Below are 24,714 nucleotides of genomic sequence, written 5' to 3'. Positions count from 1 at the left end.
CCTTACACTCCCTTCCGCTGTTTCGGGCGGGAGCTTTCCCAATCCTGATGCGCCTCGCGCACCCGGTCGCTGTTGGTGATGTGTGGGGTGCCCACCTCCCACCACGCGTGACCTTCGGTGGTCCAGCCTTCATAGGGGTCCACATTCATGACGATCACATAGGTTTTGTCCGATGCCTTGGCGCGTTTGAACGCGTCGCCCAGTTCAGACAGGTTCGACACTTTCTCGGCCTCGGCCCCCATTGACGTCGCGTGGGCCACGAAATCCACGCCAAAGGGTTCAGGCACGGTCGGGCAATCGGCGATCAGGTTGTTGAAGCTCTCATTCCCGGTGTTGTTTTGCAGCTTGTTGATGACGGCGAAACCGCCATTGTCCAGCAGCATCACAATCAACTTCTTACGGCTCAACACGCTGGAATAAATATCCGAGTTCAGCATCATGTAAGAGCCGTCGCCGCAGAAGGTGATGACATCCTGGTCCGGCTCGCGCTCGGCCTGCGCGATACGTGCGCCCCAGGCGCCGGCGATCTCGTAGCCCATGCAGGAAAAGCCGAATTCCACATCCACGGTGCCGACATCAAGTGTGCGCCAGTTGGCCGTCACCTCCGCAGGCAGGCCGCCTGCGGCAGCAACGATACGGTCGCGGGGGTCGCACAACTCGTTCACCGCGCCGATGGCTTGGGCATAGGAGTTCGGGCGATTGCCATAAGACACGTTGTCGGCGACATAGGCATCCCATGTCTTGCGCTCGTCCTGTGCGGTTTGAACCCAGTCGGCAGGTGCCCGAAAGTCCAGCGCCGCGCCGAGAGCGGTCAAAGCCAGTTTGGCGTCGCCAACAACAGGCAGCGACATATGCTTGCCTGCATCGTGGCGGGCTGCGTTGATCGAGATGAAGCGCGCGTCCTTGGAAAACGCCGTCCAAGATCCGGTGGTAAAGTCCTGCAACCGCGTGCCCACAGCGACGATCACGTCGGCCTTTTCAGCAATCGCATTGGCGCTGTTTGATCCAGTGACGCCAATCGGGCCGATATTCAGCGGGTGGGTGGCCAGCATGTTGGCCCGACCCGCAATGGTTTCAACCACAGGGATCTGGTGGGCTTCAGCAAAAGCAGTCAGTTCATCGACCGCGCCGGAATACTGCACGCCGCCGCCCGCAATGATCATCGGGCGCTTAGCTGTTTTGAGAAGGGCAATCGCATCTGCAACCTCGTCTGAGTCGGGGGTCTGACGACGGATGCGATGCATCTTTTTCTCAAAGAATACCTTTGGATAGTCATAGGTCCAGCCCTGCACGTCTTGCGGCAGACCAAGGAAAGCGGGGCCACAATCGGCCGGGTCCAGCATGGTGGCGATGGCATTTGGCAGCGACTGGATGATCTGCGCCGGGTGGCTGATGCGATCCCAATACCGCACAACGGGTTTGAACGCGTCATTCACGCCAAGGGTCGGGTCGCCATAGTTCTCCATTTGCTGCAACACCGGGTCGGGTAGGCGTGTGATGAATGTGTCGCCACACAAAAGCAGCAAGGGCAGGCGGTTGGCATGTGCCAGCCCCGCAGCGGTCAGAAGGTTTGCGGTGCCCGGCCCGGCTGATGCCGTGCAGAACATGAACCGCTGGCGCAGCCATTGCTTGGCATAGCCCGCTGCCGCGAATCCCATGCTTTGTTCATTCTGACCGCGATAAAGCGGCAGTTCGTCCCGCACATTGTAAAGTGCCTCGCCCAGGCAAGTCACGTTGCCGTGGCCGAAGATCCCGAACCCTCCGCCACACAGGCGCATTTCTTGCCCGTCGATCTGGATGAACTGGTTTGACAGCCAACGAATGATGGCTTGGGCCGTGGTCAGGCGAATGGTGTCTGGTTGTTTCGTCATGTTGGCGCGAACCCTTCGAGATTTTCCGGCGTGTCACCGAATGCAGCTTGCGAGAATTTGATTCTTACGATACAAAATTTGCAACCGGTTGCAAACCGTATTTCATGATGGAGCTTCAAAGCATGACCGAGATCGGTATCGGAATCCTTGGTGGCGGCTACATGGGCAAGGCGCACGCGGTCGCCATGTCGTCTGTTGGGGCGGTGTTCAACACGGGGCTGCGCCCGCGGCTAGAGATGGTCTGCGCCACAACCCCGGAAAGTGCTGAACGGTATCGCAAGGCCTATGGGTTCCGACGTGGCACGGATGACTGGCGCGCTTTGGTCAATGATGACGCGGTCGGTGCGGTTGTGATTGCATCCCCGCAGGAAACCCATCGCGATGTGGCTGAAGCCGCCTTTGCCTTGGGAAAGCCGGTTTTTTGCGAAAAACCCCTTGGCGCTTCGATCGAAGACAGCGCGGCGATGACCGCCGCTGCGGAACGGGCCGGGGTCGTGAACATGGTGGGGTTCAATTATATCCGCACGCCGGCCAGCCAGTTTGCGCGTCACCTGATTGCAGAAGGGACGATTGGCGACATCACATGGTTTCGTGGTGAACATACCGAAGATTTTCTGGCCAATCCCGAGACACCTGCCAATTGGCGCACAGTTGGCATGGCCAATGGCACGATGGGCGATCTGGCCCCGCATATGATCAACGCAGCCCTGGCCCTTATGGGGCCAATCAGCCGCGTCATGGCCGAGGTTGAAACGGTTCACAAAACCCGCCCCGGTGGCAAGGTGACGAATGACGACCATGGCCAAGTGATGTGCCGCTTTGGAAACGGCGCAATGGGGCAGATGTATTTCAGCCGCATCGCGACCGGGCGCAAGATGGGCTATGCCTATGAAATCACGGGCACAAAAGGCGCAATTCGCTTTGATCAGGAAGATCAGAATGCGCTTTGGCTTTATCGCACCGAGGGGCCGGATGCCACGCGCGGGTTCACCAAGATCCTGACCGGACCGGCGCATCCCGACTATGAGGCTTTCTGTCAGGGACCGGGGCATGGCACCGGCTATCAGGATCAGATCATCATCGAAGCGCGCGATTTTCTGGCCGCGATCGAGACACAAGAAAACCGTTGGCCAACCTTTCGGGACGGGCACGAGGTCAACCGCGTGATCGCGGCGGCGCTTGCCTCGGACCAGTCTGGCGGCTGGCAGGACATCAACAATTTCTGAGCTTTGAAAGGCGAACCAAGTGACCATCAGAATTGGCAATGCCCCCTGTTCGTGGGGTGTGGAATTTGCGGATGATCCGCGCAATCCGACCTGGCAATCCGTGCTGAAAGACTGTGCAGCCGCGGGCTATAAGGGGATCGAGCTTGGGCCTGTCGGCTTCATGCCGGAAGACCCTGCGGTCTTAGCGGATGCGCTGGCGGAGAACGATCTGGAACTGATCGGCGGCGTGGTCTTTCGCCCCTATCACGATCCGACCGCGTGGGACGACGTGCTGGATGCAACGCACCGCACCGCGCGGGCGCTGAAGGCGCATGGGGCGCAGCATCTTGTGCTGATCGACTCGATCTCGCCTCGTCGTGCACCCACAGCGGGGCGGGCGACCGAAGCCGAGCAGATGGATAAGGCGGAATGGACGGCCTATCGTGACCGGATCGCGGAAAGTGCGCGGATCGGCGCCGAGGAATATGGGCTGACCGTTGGCATTCATGCCCATGCGGCGGGTTTCATGGATTTCGAGCCCGAATTGGAGCGTCTGCTGAATGAAGTGGACGAGAAGATCCTGAAAATCTGCTTTGACACCGGACACCATTCCTATGCGGGGTTTGATCCGGTGGCGTTCATGAAGCGGCACATGGACCGGATCTCATACATGCATTTCAAGGATATTGATCCCGCTGTCAAAGCCGAGGTGATCAAGAAACGCACCGGGTTCTATGACGCCTGCGGCCAGGGCATTTTCTGCAATCTGGGCGACGGGGATGTCGATTTTCCTGCCGTGCGCCAAGTGCTGGTGGATGCCGGGTTCCAGGGATGGTGCACGGTCGAACAGGATTGCGACCCGACGCTTGACCCGGACCCTGTGGGTGATGCGCGCTTGAACCGTGAATATCTGGAAAGCATTGGCTTTAACTGAGGAGATACGAGCCATGGCAAAACTGAAATGGGGCATGATCGGTGGCGGCGAAGGCAGTCAGATCGGCCCGGCGCACCGATTGGGTGCTTTGGCCGATGGACGGTTTGAGTTTGCAGCCGGTGCGCTGGACCATCGTCCTGACGTAGGGCGCGAATATGCCCAACGCCTTGGGATTGCCGAAGATCGCGCCTATGGCGATTGGACCGAGATGTTGGCCGGTGAAAAGGGCCGCGCCGACAAGGTTGATCTGGTGACCGTGGCGACGCCCAATTCAACGCATTTCGAGATTACCAAGGCCTTTCTGGAAGCAGGCTTCAACGTCTTGTGCGAAAAACCCATGACCATGACCGTGGACGAGGGTGAAGAAATCGTGCGTGTGGCGGAAAAAACCGGCAAAATCTGCGCGGTGAACTATTGCTATTCCGCTTATCCGATGGTGCGTCAGGCCCGCGCTATGGTGCGGGCGGGCGAGATCGGCAAGGTGCGTCTTGTTGTCACGAATTTCAGCCACGGCCATCATGGCGATGCGACCGACGCGGACAATCCGCGCGTGCGGTGGCGTTATGACCCCGCGATGGCAGGGGTGTCCGGCCAGTTTGCCGATTGCGGCATTCACGCGCTGCATATGGCGGGCTTCATTGCTGATGACGAGGTTAAAACCTTGTCCGCCGATTTTGCCTCGACCATCGCCAGCCGCGAGCTGGAAGATGACGCCATGGTGAACTTCCGCATGGAAGGCGGGGCGGTCGGGCGGCTTTGGACCTCGTCCGTCGCAATCGGTCGTCAGCACGGGTTTGACATTCAGGTATTCGGCGAAACCGGCGGGCTTCGCTGGGCGTCGGAGCAGCCGAACCAATTGATCTATACGCCAGTTGGCGGGCGCACACAGATCATCGAGAAGGGCGAAGGCGGTCTGCATGAAGATGCCCAGCGTCTGAGCCGCGTGGCCATCGCCCATCCCGAAGGCTTTCCGTTGGCGGTGGCCAATATCTATTGCGATCTGGCGGATGCAATCCGTGGCGAAGTGCGGGATGGCTTGCCGTCGGCGGCGGACGGGGTGCGGTCGATGGCGGCTGTGCATATGGCGGTGTCGTCGGCGAAAGCTGGCGGCACATGGGTTGACGCCCGCCCACCGATGTTTCGATAGTCACGCGTGCAAAGCATGTCGCATATTGATCTTGTGAGAGACCGGGGCAGTGTCCCGGTTTTTCCGTGCGTTGCTTTCGGAGGTTTCGCGTCAGCTTTTCAGTGGGCGCAGCGTTCCACGTTCGACGATTGAACATGGGAAAATGCGCGCTTCGGGATAGCGGTCCGGCTCGTCCAACATCGCGACCATAAGCTCGATAGACGATGTGACGATCTGGCGGATCGGTTGGTGGATCGTGGTCAGGTTGATGTTCTCCCATCCCGACATCTCCATGTCGTTCAGTCCGATCAATCCGATGTCCTCTGGCACCGACAGACCGCTGTCCTGAATGGCTGAAAGAACACCGATCGACAGCACGTCATCGCCGCAGAAATAGGCCTCGGCCGGGGTGCTCTCAAGCAATCTCATCATCTCACGCCGCCCGGCCTCAAAGGAATACGCCTCGGCATATGAGCAGGTGGTGTTGATTTCACGGTGTTCTGACATTTCGGCCATGAACCCCTTGTGGCGATCTTGCGTCGATGTTGCGCTTTGCGGACCGCCCAGAAACGCGACGCGCTTGTAGCCACGAGCCACCAAGGTTCGGGCGGCCATCCGCCCGCATTCAACGTTGTCGATCCCGACCACATGGACCTGTGGCGTGGAGGAATAGCGGCCGAACGAGTTCACGACGGGGACTCCCGCATCGCGGAACGCTTTTGAAAACCCCGGCGGAAGGGTGGACGAGGCGACGACAACGCCATCGACCGAATATTGCCGAAGCATCCGCACAGAATGTTCGGGATCGGTTTCATTTGTCAGGTTGACCAGCAACGGTCGCAGGCCACGGTCCTGAAGGCCACGGGTGAACAGGTCGAAGACCTCAAGAAGAATCGGGTTGTGGAAGTTGTTCGAGACAAGGCCGATCAGCTTCGTGCGCCCTGTGGTCAGCGACGAGGCCAGCGCGTTGGGGCTGTATCCAAGCTCGTCGGCGGCCTTTTCGACCTTTCGTCGTGTTTTGTCCGAAACTGAAGCGCCTGGCGTAAAGGTGCGTGACACGGCGGAGCGTGAAACCCCGGCACGTTCTGCAACCTCTTTCAATGTTACTGCCATGTCAGCCTGACCCGGAACTGCCTGTTTATCCACTTTTATAACAGTTCTTCCTTAAGGGCATCAGGAAAAGAAGAGGGTCAGATTGCAACCGGTTGCAAAAAGAAGATGAATATGCTTAACTCCGAGTCGGAGGCCGGGACTACCCGCTCTTAGAACAGATGCCAAAATTAGTGGATCTTGGGAGGATCAAATGAAATCACTGATGAAAAAGGTCGTATTAGCCACGGCCGTCGCCGCAGCGCCGCTGATGGTCGGAACCGGCGCGATGGCCGAGGGCGAGAAATACATTCTTGTCAGCCATGCTCCGGACAGCGATAGCTGGTGGAACACGATCAAGAACGGTATCGCGCTGGCTGGCGAACAAGTTGGTGCCGAAGTCGAATACCGCAATCCGCCCACCGGGGACGTTGCCGACATGGCCCGCATTATCGATCAGGCCGCCGCGTCCAGCCCCGATGGAATCATCACCACGCTGGCTGACTTTGACGTTCTGAAAGGGCCGATCCGCGCCGCGGTTGATCAGGGCATCGATGTGATCATCATGAACACCGGCACGCCTGAGCAGGCCCGCGAAGTCGGGGCATTGATGTATGTCGGGCAGCCTGAATATGACGCAGGTTTCGCGGCAGGGCAGCGCGCCAAAGATGAAGGTGTGACCAAGTTCCTGTGTGTCAATCATGCCATTCAGCAGCCCACCGTGGGCGAGCGTTGCCGTGGTTATGCGGATGGTCTGGGGGTCGAGTTGGGGAACTCGATGATGGATTCAGGCACCGACCCTTCGGAAATTAAGAACAAGGTGCTGGCCTATCTGTCGGCAAATCCTGATGTCAATGGTATCCTGACCCTTGGCCCGGTTTCGGCTGACCCCACCATTGCCGCGTTGCAGGAAAACGGAATGGCCGGAGAGATTCACTTCGGCACGTTCGATCTGGGTGAAGAGATCGTCAAAGGTATCAAGGACGGCATCATCAACTGGGGCATCGACCAGCAACCGTTCCTGCAAGCCTATATGCCGGTCATTATTCTGGCCAATTGGGACCGTTACGGGGTTCTGCCCGGCAACAACATCAATTCTGGTCCGGGTTTCGTCACCAAGGACGGCTTGGCCAAGGTTGAAGAGTTTGCGGGCGAATACCGCTAACTTTCGTGTGTAAGTAAACGAGTGATCAGTGCGGGCGGCCTTCTGCGCCGCCCGTTTCTCACCCATCTTCCGCATTGGACTTGAGGAGGAGCCAGTCATGGCTGAGACCATCCAATCTGACGAACGTGTCAAGGAAATATCATCCTTCCGGCAGGCTCTCATCCGCCCGGAGCTTGGCGGTATTGTCGGCACCGTCGCTGTCTTTACATTGTTTTTGCTGTTTGCGTTTGACAGCGGTATGTTTGCCTCGCAGGGCGTTCTGAACTGGTCGGTCGTTTCCGCCCAGTTCATGATCATCGCTGTCGGCGCGTGCCTGCTGATGATCGCCGGAGAATTCGATCTGTCGGTCGGATCCATGATCGGTTTTGCAGGTATGATGATTGCCGTGTTCGGTGTCGTTCTGGGCTGGCCCATGTGGATCGCGATTATCGTTACGTTTGTGATTTGTTGTTTGCTTGGTGCCCTGAATGGCTGGATTGTCATCAAAACGGGCTTGCCCAGCTTCATTGTGACGCTTGCCTTTCTGTTCATCCTGCGCGGCTTTACCATCTACATCCCGCAAACGATCGAGCGTAAAACGATCATTGGTGGCATTCGTGACGCCGCAGAAGGAGATTGGTTGGCACCGCTCTTCGGCGGCACGATCGGGAAGCCCGTTTTCCAGTGGCTGGGGGATGCGGGCGTTATTTCGGTGTTCGAACGTGGCGCGCGCGAAGGTCAGCCCGTCGTTGACGGCATACCCATGCTGATTGTCTGGGCAATTGTCCTGATCTCGTTGGGACATATCCTGTTGACACGCACGCAATTCGGCAACTGGATTTTTGCATCCGGTGGTGATCCCGAAGCGGCGCGTAACTCGGGTGTGCCGGTGAACAAGGTCAAGATCCTGATGTTTACGCTTACGGCCTTCTGCGCAACGGTTCTTGCCGTCTGCCAGGTGATGGAATTCGGATCCGCCGGTGCCGACCGGGGCCTGTTGAAAGAGTTCGAGGCGATCATCGCCGTTGTTATCGGCGGTGCGTTGCTGACTGGTGGCTACGGTTCGGTCCTGGGCGCTGCACTTGGTGCGTTGATCTTCGGTGTCGTCCAGCAAGGTCTGTTTTTTGCCGGTGTCGAAAGTTCGTTGTTCAGGGTTTTCCTTGGTGTGATTCTTTTGTTTGCGGTCATTCTGAACACCTATATCCGTCGCATCATCACGGGGGAACGTTGATATGAATCCGGAAAAAGCGCCAATCATTCAAATGAAGAATATCGAGAAACACTTTGGCAGCGTGATCGCGCTGGCAGGTGTGTCGCTGGAAGTCTTCCCGGGGGAGTGCCATTGCCTGTTGGGTGACAACGGTGCGGGCAAGTCGACCTTTATCAAGACGATGTCCGGTGTGCATCAGCCCACGCGCGGCGAAATCTACTTTGAAGGCAAGCCGATGCAGTTTCAGGATCCACGAGATGCGATCTCGGCGGGCATTGCGACTGTGCACCAGCATCTTGCGATGATCCCCCTGATGTCGGTCAGTCGTAATTTCTTCATGGGGAATGAGCCGGTGAAGAAGGTTGGGCCGCTGAAGTTTTTCGACCATGACTATGCCAACAGGGTCACAATGGACGAGATGCGCGAGATGGGCATCAACCTGCGTGGCCCCGATCAGGCGGTCGGCACCCTGTCAGGAGGTGAGCGTCAAACCGTCGCCATCGCGCGCGCCGTGCATTTCGGTGCCAAGGTGTTGATCCTGGACGAACCGACGTCGGCGCTTGGCGTTCGGCAGACGGCCAATGTTCTTGCGACTATCGACAAGGTCCGCAAACAGGGGATCGCGGTTGTGTTCATCACCCATAACGTGCGGCACGCAATGGCCGTGGGCGATCGCTTTACTGTGCTGAACCGTGGCCAGACGCTGGGCACCGCGCAGCGCGGCCAGATTACACCGGAAGAACTGCAAGACCTGATGGCAGGCGGGCAAGAGCTTGTCGCCTTGGAAGGAAGCCTCGGCGGCACGGTCTAGGCAAATGCCATGCGAATGAGAGCACCGCCGTCGGGTTGATGGCGGTGTTTGGTTGTCTCGGTCACGGCGCGTCGTAGTGCATCCGAAAGCAGCGGCGGTTTTGAACGAACCGTCTGGATAAAAGCGCCGCGCGTGACTAGTATCCGGGCATGACATTTGCCAAACAGACCCATAGTGATGATGCAGACACGATCCCCCGGATGCCATCCTGGGTCATCGCGGGTCGCGCGGAAACATCTGAAGACATAGCGTTTTTGTCGGGCGCAGCCTTGGCGCATCTGCATGTTGCGCTGGCCCAAGGTGACGTTCCCCATGATTTGTTGCGCGCGCGGTTGGCGCTGTCGGCCGCCGAGGCCTGCGTGGTCATGTCAGGACGCCCGGAGCGGGCATCGGACTTGCGGGACGCGCTGCACCTGATGCGCCCCGGCGATCATCCGGGACCGGCGGGCGAGATTTATCGCCAGTGGCGGCTGGCGGCGGGGCGGCCGATCTCGGCCGCTGCGTTGAAACGTGCGATGCCGGATGGGTTGGCGTCGCATGTGCCGATTTGGTTGGCTGCGGTGCAGGGCGGACCGGTGCGCCGGGCGGCGGCAGTGTTGGAAGCGGTGCTGACCGACCACCCGACCGAGGAGGCCGCCGCCCTGATCCTGGCCGACGCAGCGCTCGCACGCGGCGTGGGGTGGACCCATCTGATGCCACTGTTGGCAGGCGGGCTGAAGCGCCGGGATTTGCAGAGCACCGGCGCAGAGTTGACCACCGCCTGCCACCAAGCGGTAATACGGTTCACGGCTGAAATCCTGCGTCTGGCCGCCGATCTGACGCGCCGGGCCGCATATCTACGTGCAGTGACCCCAAAACTTCGCGCCAGGGGGGCGGGCGCGGCGGTTGAGATGTTTCTAACCCAGGATGGGCTGGCCCCGACGGCGCTGACCCCGCTGATGTCTGATCGCGCCGCGCGACGATTGTGCGACCGACTGGTCGATCTTGGCGCCGTGCGCGAATTGACGGGGCGTGACACGTTCCGGCTTTACGGGGTGTGACCATGAATGTGGCCGAAAACCCATCCGAGCCGGAACTGGACCGCGAACTGCCTGATCTACCGCCAGAGCTGCGCTGGCGGGAATGGATGCGCCGGATCGAGGCTGTGTTGTTTGCAAGTCGAACCCCGGTCGCGCGCGAGGATCTGGCGAAGGTGGTGGGGCAGGGGGCATCGGTGGACCTTTTGATCGACGACCTTGCCACCGATCTGGCAGGGCGGTCCTTTGAAGTTGCCAAGCTGCGAGAGGGCTGGATGCTGCGCACTCGTCCGGCCTATGCGCCCGCGATCCGCACGGCGGCAGATGTGGACGATCAGCTTCTGGACCTGAACCCATTCGATATCGCGGTTCTGGCCGCCATCGCCTATCACCAACCGATCACGCGGGACGGGCTGAAAGACATCTTCGGTAAGGAAATCAGCCGCGACCTGATCGGGCGGCTGCACGCCCGCACCCTGATCGCCACCGGCCCCCGCGCGCCCCGCCGTGGTGCACCCTATACGTTCGTCACCACCGACCATTTCCTTGTTGCCTTCGACCTGAAAAGCCTGCGCGACTTGCCGGACCGCGAACAGATGGAGGATGCGGGAGTGAACCAGGGTTCACCGGGTTGGCTTGGGGAGTGATCGTCAATAGGATATTCATGCACCACGCATGACAGGCTGACAAAGCTGTTCCCCACGCATTGTGGTGCTGGACGGCTCCCGCCATCAGGAATTTTCTTGCACTTGAACCCAACCGCCTTATGAGAGTGGTGTGAATTGCCCCAAGGAAAACCTCAATGCAAATGATGCGTACGTTCATCAAACCGATGCACCCTGAAGGCATCAGGTTTGTAGCCGTTTTTGCGGGTGTGACCGCCCTTTTGTTCCTGATTTCATCGGTTTTGGGTTGGATTGGTGTCGGTCTGACCGTCTGGTGCTATTATTTTTTCCGTGACCCCAAGCGGGTGACGCCAACGCGACCGGGGCTGATTGTCAGCCCGGCGGACGGGGTTGTGTCACTGATCGAACCCGCTGTTCCACCGGAAGAGCTGGGTATGGCCGATACGCCGCTGACCCGTGTCAGTGTGTTCATGAACGTCTTCAATTGCCATGTGAACCGCACGCCGATCGCCGGCGAGATCATCGCCGTCGCCTATCGGCCCGGCAAGTTCTTCAATGCGTCGCTGGACAAGGCGAGCAAGGATAACGAACGTAACAGCCTGTGCATTCGAATGCCGGATGGGCAGGATCTGGCCGTGGTTCAGATCGCCGGGCTGGTGGCGCGCCGCATTGTCTGTTTCGTGAAACCCGGCGCGCAGATGAAAACGGGTGAACGCTTCGGGCTCATTCGCTTTGGGTCTCGGCTGGATGTGTATCTGCCAGTTGGAGTGACGCCTCTGGTCAGCATCGGCCAGACGATGATTGCAGGTGAAACCGTGATTGCCGAGATGCCAAATACGGAGGGAAACTCGGAAAACGGCCCGGTCGTTGAACAGGTGAGCGCATCGTGACCAGATCGGCTGATAAGCCCGCGTCTGAATTTGCGCTGATCCAGCTGATCCCGAACATGCTGACCATAGCGGGCCTTTGTGCGGGCATGACGGCGATCCGTTTCGGTGTGCAAGGCGATTTCAGGTTGGCGGTTCAGCTCATATTGGTGGCCTGTGTTCTGGACGGGTTGGATGGGCGCATTGCCCGCTTGATGAAGAGCGGCAGCAAGATGGGCGCCGAGTTGGACTCCCTCGCAGATTTTGTGAATTTCGGCGTCGCCCCACCATTGGTCATATACTATTGGGCGTTGCAGGATTCGCGCAACCTGGCCTGGATTTCGGTTCTGGTTTATACCGTTTGCTGCGTGCTGCGCCTGGCGCGGTTCAATGTCAGTAACGATGCGAAGAATGAGAACGGGCAGAACACACCCAACGCGTTCTTTGCCGGCGTTCCATCACCGGCGGGGGCGTTGTTGGTGTTGTTACCGATGTCGGCATCCTTTGCGTTCGACGGCGTCCCGATGCCACCTGACCTGGCCATTAGCGCATATATGGTTGCCATCGGGCTGTTGATGATCAGCCGGACGCCGATCTGGTCGTTCAAGACCAACCGCGTGTCGCGTGAGAACGTTAAATTCTTTCTGGTCGGATTCGCGGTCGTCGGCGCAGCGGCGCTGACCTACGCATGGATCACATTGGTGATGCTTGGCATCGGCTATATCGCGATGATTATCTGGTGCGGAATTGCCAATCGTCGGACGAACCACGGAAAGCGAGGCTGAATTGGATATCGAAGCCGTTAAAACCTCTTACGCCCGTTGGGCACCGATTTATGACAGGACATTCGGAGCTGTGACCCATTCCGGCAGACGACGAGCGGTTGATTACATCAACAGCCGGGCTGGCTCGGTATTGGAGGTTGGCGTGGGCACGGGGCTGTCGTTGGAACATTATGATCCCGGACTGAAGGTGACAGGTGTTGATTTCAGCGCGCAGATGCTTTCCAAAGCGCAAGCGAAGGTACGCGCGCTGAAACTGAAGCACGTGGTGGCGCTAAGGCAGATGGATGCCCGTGTGCTGGACTTCCCTGATGACAATTTCGATACCATTGCCGCAATGCATGTGCTGTCTGTCGTGCCCGAACCGGAACGCGTCATGTCCGAGATTGCGCGTGTTTTGAAGCCCGGTGGAAGGGTGGTCATCACCAACCATTTCATGCGCACCCAAGGCATATTAGCGCTTTTGGAACGTCTTTCCGCACCGTTTGCCAACACAATCGGGTGGCATTCCGATTTCCATATCGAAACCGTTTTGCAGGAACGCAAGCTGGAGGTCGAGCAACATAAGACGTTGCCGCCGCTTGGTATGATGACGTTTCTGGTGCTGACCAAAGCAGATGCAGTTTAGCGCCCAACAATGGCCCGAACCCTTGATGTGGCTTTTCGTACCAAGCCCTGTGTGTTAGCCACTTAGCCAATTAATTGGAGGCCTGCCCGTTGTTGGATCTTTCGAACGTTCGCACAGTTCTGTCCGAACATTATGACCTTGCGCCCTCGGTCGAGCTGGCCAACGAGATGCAGGACATCTATGCCCGCATGGATCGGGTGGTGACGCCGCCGGATTTTGCGATCCATGCGCCATACATCAAGGCGATTAACGCCCTGAAGAAAGAACGGAACGCGGTGATCCTGGGCCACAACTACATGACGCCCGAGATTTTTCACGGCGTGTCGGATTTTGTGGGCGACAGTCTGCAACTGGCGATGAAGGCCAGCGAAGTCGAGGCGGATGTGATCGTTCAGGCGGGCGTGCATTTCATGGCCGAGACGTCGAAAATACTCAGCCCTGACAAGATCGTGCTGATGCCTGATATGGAAGCCGGATGCTCATTGGCTGAAAGCATCACCGCGGGCGGAATCGACGAGATGCGCGCCAAATATCCCGGTGCGCCAGTTGTGTCCTATGTGAACACAACCGCCGAGGTGAAAGCGGCGTCGGACATCTGTTGCACGTCCTCGAATGCTGTTCAGATCGTGAATGCGATGGATGCGGACACGGTGATCATGACGCCCGACCAATATCTGGCGCAGAACGTGGCCAATGAGAGCCACAAAGATGTGGTTTACTGGCCTGGCTCGTGCATCGTGCATGAACAATACACCGCGCAGGATTTGCGCGATTTCCGCGAATGGAACCCGGGCACCAAGCTGATCGCGCATCCCGAATGCACGCCCGACGTGGTGGCCGAGGCGGATTTTTCCGGCTCGACCAGTGGTATCCTGAAATACGTGACCGACACGAGACCCGAAAAAGCGATGCTGATCACTGAATGTTCGATGGCGTCCAACATTGCGGATGAACTGCCCGAGGTCGAGTTTGTCGGCCCCTGCAACATGTGCCCCTACATGAAGAAGATCACGCTTGAGAAGATCCTGTATGTTCTGCACACGATGGACGGACAGGTCGAGGTGGATGCCGACGTCGCGGAAAAGGCTCGTCACTCCGTTCAAGCGATGATCGACCTGTCGCGCAAGCTGGGTCTTTGACGGGTCATGCAGGTCGTTGAAACGGATCGTGTCATCATCGTCGGGGCCGGTCTGGGCGCGCTTTATGCGGCATTGAAACTGGCACCGCTCCCGGTCGTGATGATCTCGCCCGAGGTGTTGGGTGAAGGGGCCAGTTCGGCCTGGGCGCAGGGCGGGGTTGCCGCGGCGATGGACATGGCCGACAGCCCGGAAAGCCATGCCGCCGATACGGTGAAGGCCGGGGCAGGGACAGTGAACACAACAGTTGCCGATATGGTGACGCGGGAAGCGCGCGACTACATCCTTGATCTGACCACGATGGGAACGCCCTTCGACCGGACCAGCGATGGCGGCTATGTCCTGTCACGTGAGGCGGCACACAGTTTCGCGCGGGTGGTGCGGGTGAAGGGCGATCAGGCTGGGGCCGAGATCATGGCCGCCCTGATCGCGCAGGTGCGCGACACGCCCTCGATTCAGGCGCTGGAAGGCACCATGGCGCGCGATCTTGAGGTGACGGACGGACGCGTGACCGGCGTGGTCCTGCAAGAGGCCGATGGTGGCCGGTCGGGTCCGGTTCTGCTACGCGGGTCGGCGGTGCTGCTTGCAGGGGGTGGCTCGGGCGGGCTGTATGCTTTGACGACAAACCCCCCACGCATTCGCGGCCAGGTGATCGGCATGGCCGCGCGGGCGGGTGCGTTGATTGCAGATGCCGAGTTCGTGCAGTTCCACCCCACCGCGATGGACGTGGGCGAAGACCCGGCCCCACTGGCGACCGAAGCCCTGCGCGGGGAAGGTGCGGCCTTGATCAACAAGCGTGGTGAGCGGTTCATGCAAGCGATCCACCCGGATGCCGAACTGGCCCCGCGCGATGTTGTCGCGCGTGCGATCTATGCCGAAGTGCAAGCCGGAAACCGCCCGATGCTGGACACCCGCGCGGTGTTGGGCGAGGCGATCAAGACGCAATTCCCGGCCGTTGCGGAATATTGCGCCCGCAACGGGATCGACCCGGCCAAGGAGCCGATCCCAGTGGCCCCCGCCGCACATTACCACATGGGCGGCATCGCAACTGACACGCAGGGATGCGCCACACTCAAGGGGCTTTGGGTCTGCGGCGAAGCCTCCTCGACCGGGCTGCATGGGGCCAACCGGCTGGCCTCGAACGGGCTGTTGGAGGCGCTGGTCTATGCCCGCATCTGTGCTGAAGGGATCGCGCAGACCCTGACGGACGTGACCAACGCCGCGCCGCTGGACATCACCTTTCCCGACGGCGGCACCCCGCCCGCACCCGAGGCGGTCCAGGCCCTGCGTCAGACCATGACGCAGCATGTCGGCGTGGTGCGCGACCGGGACGGGCTGACCCGCGCGCTTGCCACCATCGCAGGGCTGGAAGCGGCCCATGGCGACAGTCCGTCCTTTCTGAACATGTGCGCCACTGCGACGCTGATCGCAGCGGGGGCTTTGGCTCGTGAAGAAAGCCGCGGCGCGCATGAACGGTCCGATTTCCCTGAAACCGCCGTTGGGCCGGGCCAGCGGTCCGAACTGTATCTGGCCGACGCGCTTGCCGTGCGCGCGCAGGCCGTGAAGGAGTTGTCATGAGCTTTGCTTCCGTCCCCGATCTGGTTCTGGAACCGATGATCCGCAATGCGCTGATGGAAGATCTGGGCAGCTATGGCGATGTCACCACCCGCGCCGTTATCCCGGCGGGCACCACCTATGACGCCCGGCTGAATGCGCGCGAAGATGCGGTGGTGTCTGGGATGCAGGTGGCCACGATAGCTTTTCGGCTGGTGGACCCGACGCTTGAGGTCATCACTCATATCTCGGACGGTCAGCCGTGCAGAAAGGGTGACACGCTGATGACCATCAAGGGATCAGCGGCGTCGATCCTGTCAGGCGAACGTGTGGCGCTGAACTTCGCGGGACGCCTGACGGGGATTGCCACCAAGACGGCCGGATTCGTGGCCGAAACGAAAGGCACCCATGCCCGCATGACCTGCACCCGCAAGACCACGCCGGGGCTGCGGCTGGTGGAAAAGCTGGCGGTGCTGCATGGTGGCGGGTTCAACCACCGCTATTCCCTGTCGGATGCTATCCTGATCAAGGACAACCACATCGCTGCCGCCGGCGGGGTGCGTCAGGTGCTTGAGGCCACGAAAGCCCATGCCAGCCACATGATGGCGGTCGAGATCGAAGTGGACCGGCTGGACCAACTGGCCGAGGTGCTTGAGGTTGGCGGTGCTTCGGTCGTATTGCTGGACAACATGGATAACGACGCGTTGTGCAAGGCCGTGGCGATGGTGGACGGTGCCGTGAAAACCGAAGCCAGCGGGAACGTGACGCTTGATCGTGTCGCCTCGGTCGCGGCGACCGGAGTCGATTACATCTCGTCCGGCGCGCTGACCCATTCGGCGCGCACGGTGGACCTTGGACTGGATTTCTGAGGTTCTGCGACACGTCGGAGTGGCGTCCATGAGTCCGGTATCTTGAATAATGGCAAAGTTTGCCATATATTCCGGACAGGAGGCCAACCATGTCTACGATGAATATATCTCTGCCAGAGCAGATGAAAAGCTGGGTCGAATCACAATCCCGATCCGGCCGGTTTGCCAATTCCAGCGATTATGTGCGCGATCTGATCCGGCGTGATCAGGAACGCGCCGCCGCCATTGCCGAGGTGCAGGCTGCGGTTGATGCAGCCCTTGCCTCTGGCCCGGCAACCCCATTTGATGCAGGCGCGTTCAAGACCCGGATGCGACAAGATGCCGACTAGGGCGACCTATCGTCTGACCCCGGCGGCGGAAAATGATCTTGCGGACATATGGCGATACGGCACCCGAACCTGGTCAGCCGATCAGGCGGATCGCTATCTTGATACCTTGATCACTGGATTTGAACTGATCGCTGACCAACCTGAAATATCGCGGTTGCGGGTTGAGTTTACGCCACCTGTGCGCATTTTTCCGACCGGGGCGCATCTTGTGGTCTATCAGGTCGGTGCAGATGGCGTGACGATCCTGCGCGTGCTGCACAATCGGCGGGATCTGCTGGCGGCGTTGGACAGTTGACCGTCGGCTGGTCCAGACGATTTGATCCGCATGGAACACAATGAAGGCTTTGTATTTCTACACTGATTGCCGCATGATCGGCGCGCGCGCATCTTGCCCGCCATTGCTGTCTGTTGACGCGGATACGGGAAATTCATGGCTGACCTGAACGAACTGGAAGACTGGATAGTCAGGACTGGCCTTGGAGATCGTGCGGCCTTCGAAGCACTATATGACGCAACATCAGCGAAACTTTTTGGCGTGTGTTTGCGTGTCTTGAATAATCGGGCTGAAGCTGAAGAGGTCTTGCAAGATGCCTTTGTGCGCGTCTGGCAAAACGCCCAGCGGTTCAAGGCAAACGGCTACAGCCCGATGACATGGTTGATTACGGTGACGCGCAATCAGGCGATCGACCGGCTGCGCGCCCGCAAAGCCCCAACCGACGATATTGCGGCGCGGCAAGACATCGCCGATGCAGGTCCGACACCCGAACAGGCGGCGCTTGCCTCGTCGGAACGGGACCGGATCAATGCCTGTCTGGACGAATTGGATGATCCCAAGGCAGGCGCCGTGCGCGGTGCCTATTTACTGGGCGAAACATATGACGAACTGGCCAAGCGATACGCGGTGCCGGTGAATACGATGCGAACCTGGCTGCGGCGCAGCTTGCTGAAACTGAGAGAGTGTTTAACGCGATGAGCACGACAGACACATTTGATCGGGACGATGATGTCCTTGCGGCAGAATATGCCCTTCATTTGCTGTCGGCTGACGATCGCCGCGCGTTCGAAGCCCGGATGCAGGATGATGCCGCGCTTCGCGAGCTTGTGCGCGACTGGGATCACCAGTTTCACGCCCTGTCAGACGAGTTTGACAGCGTCGCGCCCCCCGCACATGTAAAGGCTGCGATTCATAAGCGATTGTTCGGGGAGGTCAAGAAGCCGTCACCGCTGAGCGGCGCGTTTGGCTGGCTTCTGGGCGGCGGAGTGGCGGCTGTGTTGGCTCTTTCGCTTGTGGCGGTGATGCCTCTGTTCATGGAACCGCAAACGCTTGCCCCGACCCATACAGCCGAGATCAGCTCTGAGGACCGGTCCCTGATTGTCACGGCCGCATTCTCGGCTGACAGCGGGGAATTCACCGTGCGCCGGGTCGCCGGTGGTCCGGCAAGCGGACGCGATCTAGAGATGTGGCTGATTCCCGACGGAGCCGAAGCACCGATCTCGCTTGGCATCGTGCCGAACGAGGACGATGCCCGGATCACTCTGCCTGACGCATTGCGCGCGCGCCTGACGGCGGCCACCTTTGCGATCAGTGATGAGCCCAAGGGCGGCTCCCCCACCGGACAACCCACGGGCGCGGTTCTGGCGGCAGGTCCAATTCAGATGCTGTAAATATAATTGAGTGCGTAATGCGTTGAAATTTATGCAGGACTTATTTTTCTGAGAAATTTCTTTAAGAAAGCCGAAACTTTTTCTGACAGTCTTTCGTGGTTCCTTATGTCTCCGGGTAAGAAGCTCGGCTCACTTTGAAAGGAACGATACCATGACCAAACTTAATGTCCTGAACACCGCAGCAGCCTTTGTATTGGTTGCAACAACGGCATTCGCAGACAGTCATTCGCAAAAGAATCCGATGGTGGGCGGCGCGGCAATGTTTGCCGATAAGAATATTGTCGAGAACGCGTTAAATTCGGCTGACCACACCACGCTGGTTGCCGCTGTCAAGGCCGCCGGTCTTGTCGAAACCCTGCAAGGCGACGGTCCGTTCACCGTGTTCGCACCGGTCAATGCAGCGTTTGATGCGCTGCCCGAGGGCACCGTTGAAATGCTTTTGAAACCTGAAAACAAAGAGATGCTGACCAAGGTTCTGACCTGTCACGTTGTCGCGGCCGACGCGATGTCGGACGCCATTCGCGGCATGGTTGACGATGATGGTGGCAAGCACCCTGTACCCACTGTTGGCGGCTGCACGCTGCAAGCGACTTATGATGGGGACAACATCTGGATCGAGGACGAGCAAGGCAACAAGGCGACCGTGACGATCGCCGATGTGAAGCAATCGAACGGCGTGATCCACGTGATCGACAAGGTGCTTATGCCCGCCATGTAAGCATCTGGCAGACCCGGCACCCTTTCCCAGTTGGGGGCCGGATCCGTCAAAAGAATGTGGCAACGCCAACCGTAGAACGATTGTAAAGGTTGACCAGTCCCACGGCGTTCTCCACACGGCCTGTCCAATTTGTTTGGGCAGGCCACTTTCATGTCTGCCGGCAGTCAAACTGCTTGGTTGGCGTTGACGCGTGGGTTTGGTTCTGGGACCGTTGGTCATACTGACGTAAGGCTGGAACATGATCGACCCTCATCTTCACGAGCTTACCCATGATCGCGATCTGGGGATAACACTGCCGGACGGCACACGTTTGTCGGCGCGGGTCTGGATGCCGGTGGACGCGTTGGACCATCCGGTCCCGGCCGTCCTTGAATATCTGCCCTACCGAAAAACGGATGGGACTGCCGAGCGCGATGCCGGAATGCATCCATGGATCGCACAGCGTGGCTATGCCTGTCTGCGCGTGGATCGGCGTGGCTGCGGCGAAAGCGAAGGGTTGTTCGACGATGAATATTCAGAGCAGGAATTGCAGGACGGCGAAGATGTGATCGCCTGGATCGCCAGCCAGCCCTGGTGCACCGGGGCTGTTGGAATGCAGGGCATATCCTGGGGCGGGTTCAACAGTTTGCAGATTGCCGCCCGCGCACCCCATGCGCTGAAAGCCGTGATCACCATCGGGTCAACGGTTGATCGCTATGCCGACGACGTGCATTACAAGGGCGGCATCCAGCATTCGGACAACATCAGCTGGGCGGCGACAGTGTTGTCGTGGTTCTCGATGCCGCCCGATCCCGATCAGGTCGGTGACAGGTGGCGGACGATGTGGCTTGAGCGGCTGGAGAACACGCCCCCCTTGCCGCGCATCTGGACCGAGCATCGGGATCGCGACGCCTATTGGAAGCATGGGTCGATTTGCGAGGATTACAGCAAGATCAAAGCGGCGGTTCTGGCCTTTGGCGGGCTGCATGATGGCTATCGCAACACCATGCGCCATTTGGTCGAGAACCTTGACGCTCCGGTCAAGGGCGTGGCCGGACCGTGGGGGCACAAATACCCGCATATCTCGCAAATCGGCCCGTCGATTGGCTATTTGCAGGAGGCATTGCGGTGGTGGGACCGTTGGTTGAAAGAAATTGACAATGGTGCAGACCAAGACCCGGCATGGCGTGAATATGTTATGGGCAGTGCAAAGCCTGATCCGATTGCAGGCCATCGCGACGGGCGTTGGGTTTGCGACCAAAAATTGCCATCGGCCTGTGTGACGGTTCGGGATATGGCACTGGGTGATGCCTTGTCGGGAAACTTGCCCGCAACAGTCGCGCCGGACCTGCGCCACGGCGAACAATGCGGCGAGTTTTTCACCTTCGGCTTCGGGTCAGGCGAGCTGCCAGATGATCAGCGGCCAGACGATGCCCGCAGCGCTTGTTTTGACAGTCAGGCGCTGGATCACGGGACCGATATCGTGGGACGCCCCACAGTGCGATTGCGCCTGTCCGCCGACCGCGTCCGCGCCCAGCTTGTGGTGCGGCTGTGTGATCTCAGGCCGGATGGGACCTCGATGCTGATCACCATGGGGTTGTTGGATTTGCGCAACCGGGATGGGTTTGACGCAAAACGCGATCTGATCCCTGGCCAGCCGGTCGAGGTGGCACTGGGCCTCGATGAAGCCGCCTATCATCTGCCGAAAGGTCATCGCCTGCGGCTGGCGGTTGCGGGCAGCTATTGGCCCTATTCCTGGCCGGAACCCGATCCTGCAACCCTGACGATTGAAAGCGGGCGTCTTGGTTTGCCGCTGCGTGACCCGTCAGAGGGGAATGAATGGACGTTCCCGCCCCCGATCTCTGCCCCGCCACGGAGCAGTCGCCTGCTTCGCAAGGGACAGGATGAAAAGACACGGGAAATCGACCGGAAAACCGGTCGGATCGTTCTGACGATCTCATCCGATCATGGCAGGATTGAGGATCTTGAAACCGGTATCATCACGGAAAGTGCGGTACGGGAAGTCTGGTCGATTGACCCCGCGAACCCGGCCGACGCAGACGCGCAGATCAATTGGCGGCGCAGCTTCGGTCGCGGTGACTGGAACGTATCAACGCTTGCGGAAACCGGGATGCGGGGCGCACGGGACCATTTCCAGATCACGCAACGGCTTGTGGCCAACATGGGCGATGAAACGCTGTTCGATCAAGCATGGGCGCATCAGGTCAAGCGATAGATCGCGTTAGCTGAGAAGGTGATCCTTGGGTTGCAACGCTGGTGGAATATTTTTTCCAAGCGCATCGCGTAAACTGCGTTCGATCACACGGCTCATGGCATCCAACGGCAGACCGTTCGGGCGGGGTTCAAACGGGTGTTCCAGCTCGTTTGTCACCGCTTGCAGGCCAAAGAACACGTAGGCCACGACAACCGCAAAGACCGGCGCGAACCATTCGACGGATCCCAGAAGTGCGAAGGGCAACAACGCACAATACAGGTACGTTGTGCGACGCACCAGCAGTGAATAGACGAAGGGCAGGGGAGTGGTCTGGATCCGCTCGCACCCGGCCTGTGACAAGGCCAGCCGCGACAGCGTGTCCGCCAGCGCCATTTGCGCAAACCCGTCCAGCGAACCTTTGCGCCGCAGGCCCGCCAGTCGATGCGCGATGTCGCTGAGTGCGGCATCGGCTGGATTGGCGCGCGCCAGCAGCGCCTTGGCCTTCTCATCTCCGACCCATGCCGCGATGTCGCGCTCGACATTGCACGACCGCAGGCTGCCGCGATGCGCGTGAGTGAAGGCGGCAACCATGTTCAGAAGTGCGAACCTGTCATCGGGTGAAACCGCAAACAGCTCCAACTGGCGGGCAAAGCTGCGCGTGTCGGCAATCAGGCCGCCCCAGAGCTTGCGCGCCTCCCACCACCGATCATAGGCGGCATTGTTGCGAAAGCCCAAAAACAAAGACAGCGCGACGCCAAAGACGCTCATCGCGGCAAGCGATATGCGCGGCAGCGGAAGCAGCATTTCATCCACCAGCACGACCGTCAGGGTCAGCAGCAAGACCGAGACCATCTTACCGTAAATGCGGGGCACGACAGAGCCTTGCATGATGAAAAACAGGCGCAGTGCGGAAGGAGGCGTTCGAACAATCATGTCGCGGTTCTATCGTCAGGTAAGATCAGACATAAAGGGGCAGTATCAAGAAGCGGGGAAAGACATGCAGATAATCCGACAACGTGATCTGGTTGAGACACCTTGGAAGAACGGCGGCGGCATCACCCGCAATATCGCCGAGGAACGCGACGACCATGGCGCGCTGTGGCGGCTGAGCATGGCGGATGTGGATGGCGACGGGGCGTTTTCCAGTTTTCCCGGCCTCACGCGTATCCTGACGGTGATCAAGGGCGACGGCATGATGCTGCATGGGCCTGATGGGATGATGCCTGCGCGTTATGCTGCCCCCGTGCGGTTCGACGGCGCGGCGCCGGTGACAGCCACGCTGAGCCAGGGGCCAATCCGCGATTTCAATCTGATGTTCGACACCGCGCGGTGCGAGGGCGATGCGCAGGTCGTGCGTGATCCCGGCGCGCATGAAGTCGGGCAGCCGGGGCAGACCTGCATGCTGCATGTGATCGCGGGGGCCGCCGCGGTGGCTGGCGCGGAGTTGGGCGTGGGAGACACAGCGATCAGCAGGGCAACGCCGTTGCGTTTCGATCTGGCGCAGGATGCGGTCGCGCTGACCATTACCCTGCACCCGAAAGGTTAAAGCGACGCCAGCAGGTCCACCACCGCGCCCTGGTAGCGTGAGACCACCGCGTCCCGCGCGATATGTCGCCCACCGGTGACGTTGTGCCGCCCGGCAGACCACAGGTCGGTGACAACATTGTCCTTCGCGGCGAAGCACAGACCGTCAAGGATTTGGTCAGGCGTCAGCGCGCAGAGCGTCGGGTCGGTGGTGTCAATGGCGACCAGATCGGCAAGGCGGCCTTGCGCGATTTCACCTGCGTCACGCCCCAAAGCCTGCGCACCGCCACGGGCGGCCCCGGTGTAAAGCGTCGCCCCGACCGACCCTTCGCCGACCACCATCACGTTGCGCGCCACGTCGCGCAGACGTTGGGAATATTCCAGCATGCGCAGCTCCTCGGTCAGGGAAATGTTGATGTTGGAATCAGAGCCGAAGCCGAAGGCGCCGCCTGCCTCAAGATAGGTGGGGCCGTTGAAGGGGCCGTCACCCAGGTTTGCCTCGGTGATCGGGCACAGGCCCGCGACGGCGCCCGATGCGGCCATGGCGCGCGTCTCACTTTCGGTCATATGGGTGGCGTGGATCAGGCACCAGCCATCATCGACGGGGGCGTTGGCCAGCAGCCAATCGACCGGGCGCGCGCCCAGCCAGGTCCGGATATCCTTAACTTCCTTGGGTTGTTCCGAAATGTGGATGTGGATCGGCCCGCCCTGATGGTCCGCCAACGCGCGGCTCAGGTCGTCGGGGGATGTGGCACGCAGCGAATGCGGCGCGATGCCGACGCGGGCGTCATCGGGCAGGTCGGAAAGCCCCGCGCGTGCGTCCTGGACCAGTTCAGCGAAGCGATCCACGTCATTGCCGAACCTCAGTTGCCCCTGATCCAGCGGCACCTTTCCCGCCCCGCCATAGGTATAGAGCACCGGAAGATGGGTCAGTCCGATGCCGGTTTCCCCCGCCGCCGCCATCACCCGCAGGGACAGTTCGGCCAGCGCATCATAGGGCGCGCCGCCGCGCTGGTGGTGGACATAGTGAAACTCGCCCACGCTGGAATATCCGGCTTCCTGCATTTCGACGAAGACCAGCGCCGCAATTGCTTCGATCTGCTCGGGCGTCAGGCGGTCCATAAAGCGATACATCAGGTCGCGCCACGTCCAGAAACTGTCACGCCCGACCGTGCGGAACTCGGTCATCCCCGCCATTGCGCGCTGGAAGCTGTGCGAGTGCAGGTTGCCCAACGCAGGCAGCAAGGTATCGACGCGGGCGTCGCCCGGCTGGGTGTCCGCATTGGGCGTAATCTGATCAATGCGGCCCTTTTCAACGGTGATGCGAACGTCCTGCGCCCAACCGGACGCGAGAAGGGCCTGACGGGCGTGGATCATGGTCTTGGTCCTGTGTTTTGCATTTTATGTATAGACATAA

The 24,714-nt window shown here is 59.8% G+C and carries 25 protein-coding genes; 21 read left to right on the top strand and 4 right to left on the bottom strand.

Features of this window, described 5'->3' with window-relative positions; genetic code table 11:
* Positions 1–2: 2 nt before the first annotated feature.
* Positions 3–1,871 (bottom strand): 3D-(3,5/4)-trihydroxycyclohexane-1,2-dione acylhydrolase (decyclizing), encoded by a 1,869-nt coding sequence (gene iolD, locus BMY55_RS15705; RefSeq protein WP_091433063.1) that lies wholly within the window; start codon positions 1,869–1,871, stop codon positions 3–5.
* Positions 1,872–1,993: 122 nt separating this feature from the next.
* On the opposite strand from iolD, the gene BMY55_RS15700 reads away from it, so the two are divergent.
* From BMY55_RS15700 to BMY55_RS15690, 3 genes are read left to right on the top strand one after another with little or no spacing between them, the layout of a single operon-like run.
* The gene (locus tag BMY55_RS15700; protein ID WP_177179401.1) at positions 1,994–3,097 is read left to right on the top strand and encodes a Gfo/Idh/MocA family protein; all 1,104 of its coding nucleotides are present in this window, start codon (positions 1,994–1,996) and stop codon (positions 3,095–3,097) included.
* 19 nt (positions 3,098–3,116) lie between these two features.
* The gene (locus BMY55_RS15695) at positions 3,117–4,010 is read left to right on the top strand and encodes a TIM barrel protein (RefSeq protein ID WP_091433057.1); all 894 of its coding nucleotides are present in this window, start codon (positions 3,117–3,119) and stop codon (positions 4,008–4,010) included.
* A 13-nt stretch (positions 4,011–4,023) separates the two neighbouring features.
* Complete coding sequence (locus BMY55_RS15690) at positions 4,024–5,157, top strand: Gfo/Idh/MocA family protein (protein WP_091433055.1); 1,134 nt, start codon at positions 4,024–4,026, stop codon at positions 5,155–5,157.
* A 90-nt stretch (positions 5,158–5,247) separates the two neighbouring features.
* On the opposite strand, the gene BMY55_RS15685 is transcribed toward BMY55_RS15690, so the two are convergent.
* Positions 5,248–6,249 carry a LacI family DNA-binding transcriptional regulator gene (locus BMY55_RS15685; protein ID WP_091433237.1) on the bottom strand — a complete coding sequence of 334 codons (1,002 nt, stop codon included), beginning with the start codon at positions 6,247–6,249 and terminating at the stop codon, positions 5,248–5,250.
* Between the two features lie 190 nt (positions 6,250–6,439).
* Here BMY55_RS15685 and BMY55_RS15680 point away from each other — a divergent pair, with 190 nt between their 5' ends.
* The 17 genes from BMY55_RS15680 to BMY55_RS15600 all read left to right on the top strand — a co-directional run bounded on the left by BMY55_RS15680 (position 6,440) and on the right by BMY55_RS15600 (position 21,794).
* The gene (locus BMY55_RS15680; protein WP_091433053.1) at positions 6,440–7,390 is read left to right on the top strand and encodes a sugar ABC transporter substrate-binding protein; all 951 of its coding nucleotides are present in this window, start codon (positions 6,440–6,442) and stop codon (positions 7,388–7,390) included.
* 97 nt (positions 7,391–7,487) lie between these two features.
* Positions 7,488–8,600 carry an ABC transporter permease gene (locus BMY55_RS15675; RefSeq protein ID WP_091433050.1) on the top strand — a complete coding sequence of 371 codons (1,113 nt, stop codon included), beginning with the start codon at positions 7,488–7,490 and terminating at the stop codon, positions 8,598–8,600.
* Between the two features lies 1 nt (position 8,601).
* Positions 8,602–9,390 (top strand): ATP-binding cassette domain-containing protein, encoded by a 789-nt coding sequence (locus tag BMY55_RS15670; protein WP_091433047.1) that lies wholly within the window; start codon positions 8,602–8,604, stop codon positions 9,388–9,390.
* Positions 9,391–9,539: 149 nt separating this feature from the next.
* Positions 9,540–10,430, top strand: a complete 891-nt coding sequence (locus BMY55_RS15665; protein ID WP_091433043.1) for a DUF1403 family protein — start codon at positions 9,540–9,542, stop codon at positions 10,428–10,430.
* A 2-nt stretch (positions 10,431–10,432) separates the two neighbouring features.
* Positions 10,433–11,053, top strand: coding sequence for an SMC-Scp complex subunit ScpB (scpB, locus tag BMY55_RS15660; RefSeq protein WP_407639083.1), 621 nt, complete (start codon positions 10,433–10,435; stop codon positions 11,051–11,053).
* A 155-nt stretch (positions 11,054–11,208) separates the two neighbouring features.
* A complete protein-coding gene (locus BMY55_RS15655) occupies positions 11,209–11,922 on the top strand; it encodes a phosphatidylserine decarboxylase (RefSeq protein ID WP_091433042.1) in 714 nt (237 codons plus the stop codon).
* On the top strand, positions 11,919–12,683 hold the full coding sequence (gene pssA / locus BMY55_RS15650) for a CDP-diacylglycerol--serine O-phosphatidyltransferase (protein ID WP_407639082.1): 765 nt from the start codon (positions 11,919–11,921) through the stop codon (positions 12,681–12,683). The genes BMY55_RS15655 and pssA overlap by 4 nt, the downstream gene beginning before the upstream one ends.
* A 1-nt stretch (position 12,684) precedes the next feature.
* Positions 12,685–13,308: a class I SAM-dependent methyltransferase gene (locus tag BMY55_RS15645; protein WP_091433039.1), complete on the top strand. Its 624-nt coding sequence runs from the start codon at positions 12,685–12,687 to the stop codon at positions 13,306–13,308.
* Positions 13,309–13,400: 92 nt separating this feature from the next.
* Positions 13,401–14,447, top strand: a complete 1,047-nt coding sequence (nadA, locus tag BMY55_RS15640) for a quinolinate synthase NadA (protein WP_407639081.1) — start codon at positions 13,401–13,403, stop codon at positions 14,445–14,447.
* A gap of 6 nt (positions 14,448–14,453) precedes the next feature.
* Positions 14,454–16,022, top strand: coding sequence for an L-aspartate oxidase (locus BMY55_RS15635; protein ID WP_091433036.1), 1,569 nt, complete (start codon positions 14,454–14,456; stop codon positions 16,020–16,022).
* A complete protein-coding gene (gene nadC / locus BMY55_RS15630; RefSeq protein WP_091433033.1) occupies positions 16,019–16,867 on the top strand; it encodes a carboxylating nicotinate-nucleotide diphosphorylase in 849 nt (282 codons plus the stop codon). Before BMY55_RS15635 ends, nadC begins: the two co-directional genes overlap by 4 nt.
* An 89-nt stretch (positions 16,868–16,956) precedes the next feature.
* Positions 16,957–17,196: a type II toxin-antitoxin system ParD family antitoxin gene (locus BMY55_RS15625; RefSeq protein ID WP_091433029.1), complete on the top strand. Its 240-nt coding sequence runs from the start codon at positions 16,957–16,959 to the stop codon at positions 17,194–17,196.
* Positions 17,186–17,491 (top strand): type II toxin-antitoxin system RelE/ParE family toxin, encoded by a 306-nt coding sequence (locus tag BMY55_RS15620; RefSeq protein WP_091433026.1) that lies wholly within the window; start codon positions 17,186–17,188, stop codon positions 17,489–17,491. The genes BMY55_RS15625 and BMY55_RS15620 overlap by 11 nt, the downstream gene beginning before the upstream one ends.
* A gap of 135 nt (positions 17,492–17,626) precedes the next feature.
* Positions 17,627–18,169: a sigma-70 family RNA polymerase sigma factor gene (locus tag BMY55_RS15615; RefSeq protein WP_091433023.1), complete on the top strand. Its 543-nt coding sequence runs from the start codon at positions 17,627–17,629 to the stop codon at positions 18,167–18,169.
* The gene (locus tag BMY55_RS15610) at positions 18,166–18,861 is read left to right on the top strand and encodes an anti-sigma factor (protein ID WP_091433021.1); all 696 of its coding nucleotides are present in this window, start codon (positions 18,166–18,168) and stop codon (positions 18,859–18,861) included. The genes BMY55_RS15615 and BMY55_RS15610 overlap by 4 nt, the downstream gene beginning before the upstream one ends.
* A gap of 151 nt (positions 18,862–19,012) precedes the next feature.
* Complete coding sequence (locus tag BMY55_RS15605) at positions 19,013–19,579, top strand: fasciclin domain-containing protein (RefSeq protein ID WP_091433018.1); 567 nt, start codon at positions 19,013–19,015, stop codon at positions 19,577–19,579.
* 238 nt (positions 19,580–19,817) lie between these two features.
* On the top strand, positions 19,818–21,794 hold the full coding sequence (locus tag BMY55_RS15600; RefSeq protein ID WP_091433015.1) for a CocE/NonD family hydrolase: 1,977 nt from the start codon (positions 19,818–19,820) through the stop codon (positions 21,792–21,794).
* 6 nt (positions 21,795–21,800) lie between these two features.
* Here the strand turns inward: BMY55_RS15600 and BMY55_RS15595 are convergent, their stop codons facing one another.
* Complete coding sequence (locus BMY55_RS15595) at positions 21,801–22,706, bottom strand: bestrophin family protein (protein ID WP_091433012.1); 906 nt, start codon at positions 22,704–22,706, stop codon at positions 21,801–21,803.
* Between the two features lie 64 nt (positions 22,707–22,770).
* Between BMY55_RS15595 and BMY55_RS15590 the strand changes: the two genes are divergently transcribed.
* Positions 22,771–23,319, top strand: a complete 549-nt coding sequence (locus tag BMY55_RS15590) for a HutD/Ves family protein (RefSeq protein ID WP_177179393.1) — start codon at positions 22,771–22,773, stop codon at positions 23,317–23,319.
* On the opposite strand, the gene BMY55_RS15585 is transcribed toward BMY55_RS15590, so the two are convergent.
* The gene (locus tag BMY55_RS15585) at positions 23,316–24,674 is read right to left on the bottom strand and encodes a formimidoylglutamate deiminase (protein WP_091433010.1); all 1,359 of its coding nucleotides are present in this window, start codon (positions 24,672–24,674) and stop codon (positions 23,316–23,318) included. The two genes, BMY55_RS15590 and BMY55_RS15585, sit on opposite strands and share 4 nt — an antisense overlap.
* Between the last annotated feature and the right edge of the window lie 40 nt (positions 24,675–24,714).

The organism is Aliiroseovarius sediminilitoris (assembly GCF_900109955.1).
Classification (GTDB): domain Bacteria; phylum Pseudomonadota; class Alphaproteobacteria; order Rhodobacterales; family Rhodobacteraceae; genus Aliiroseovarius; species Aliiroseovarius sediminilitoris.
Note: the sequence above shows the minus strand (reverse complement) of the source record. Positions and strands in the feature narration are given on the sequence as shown.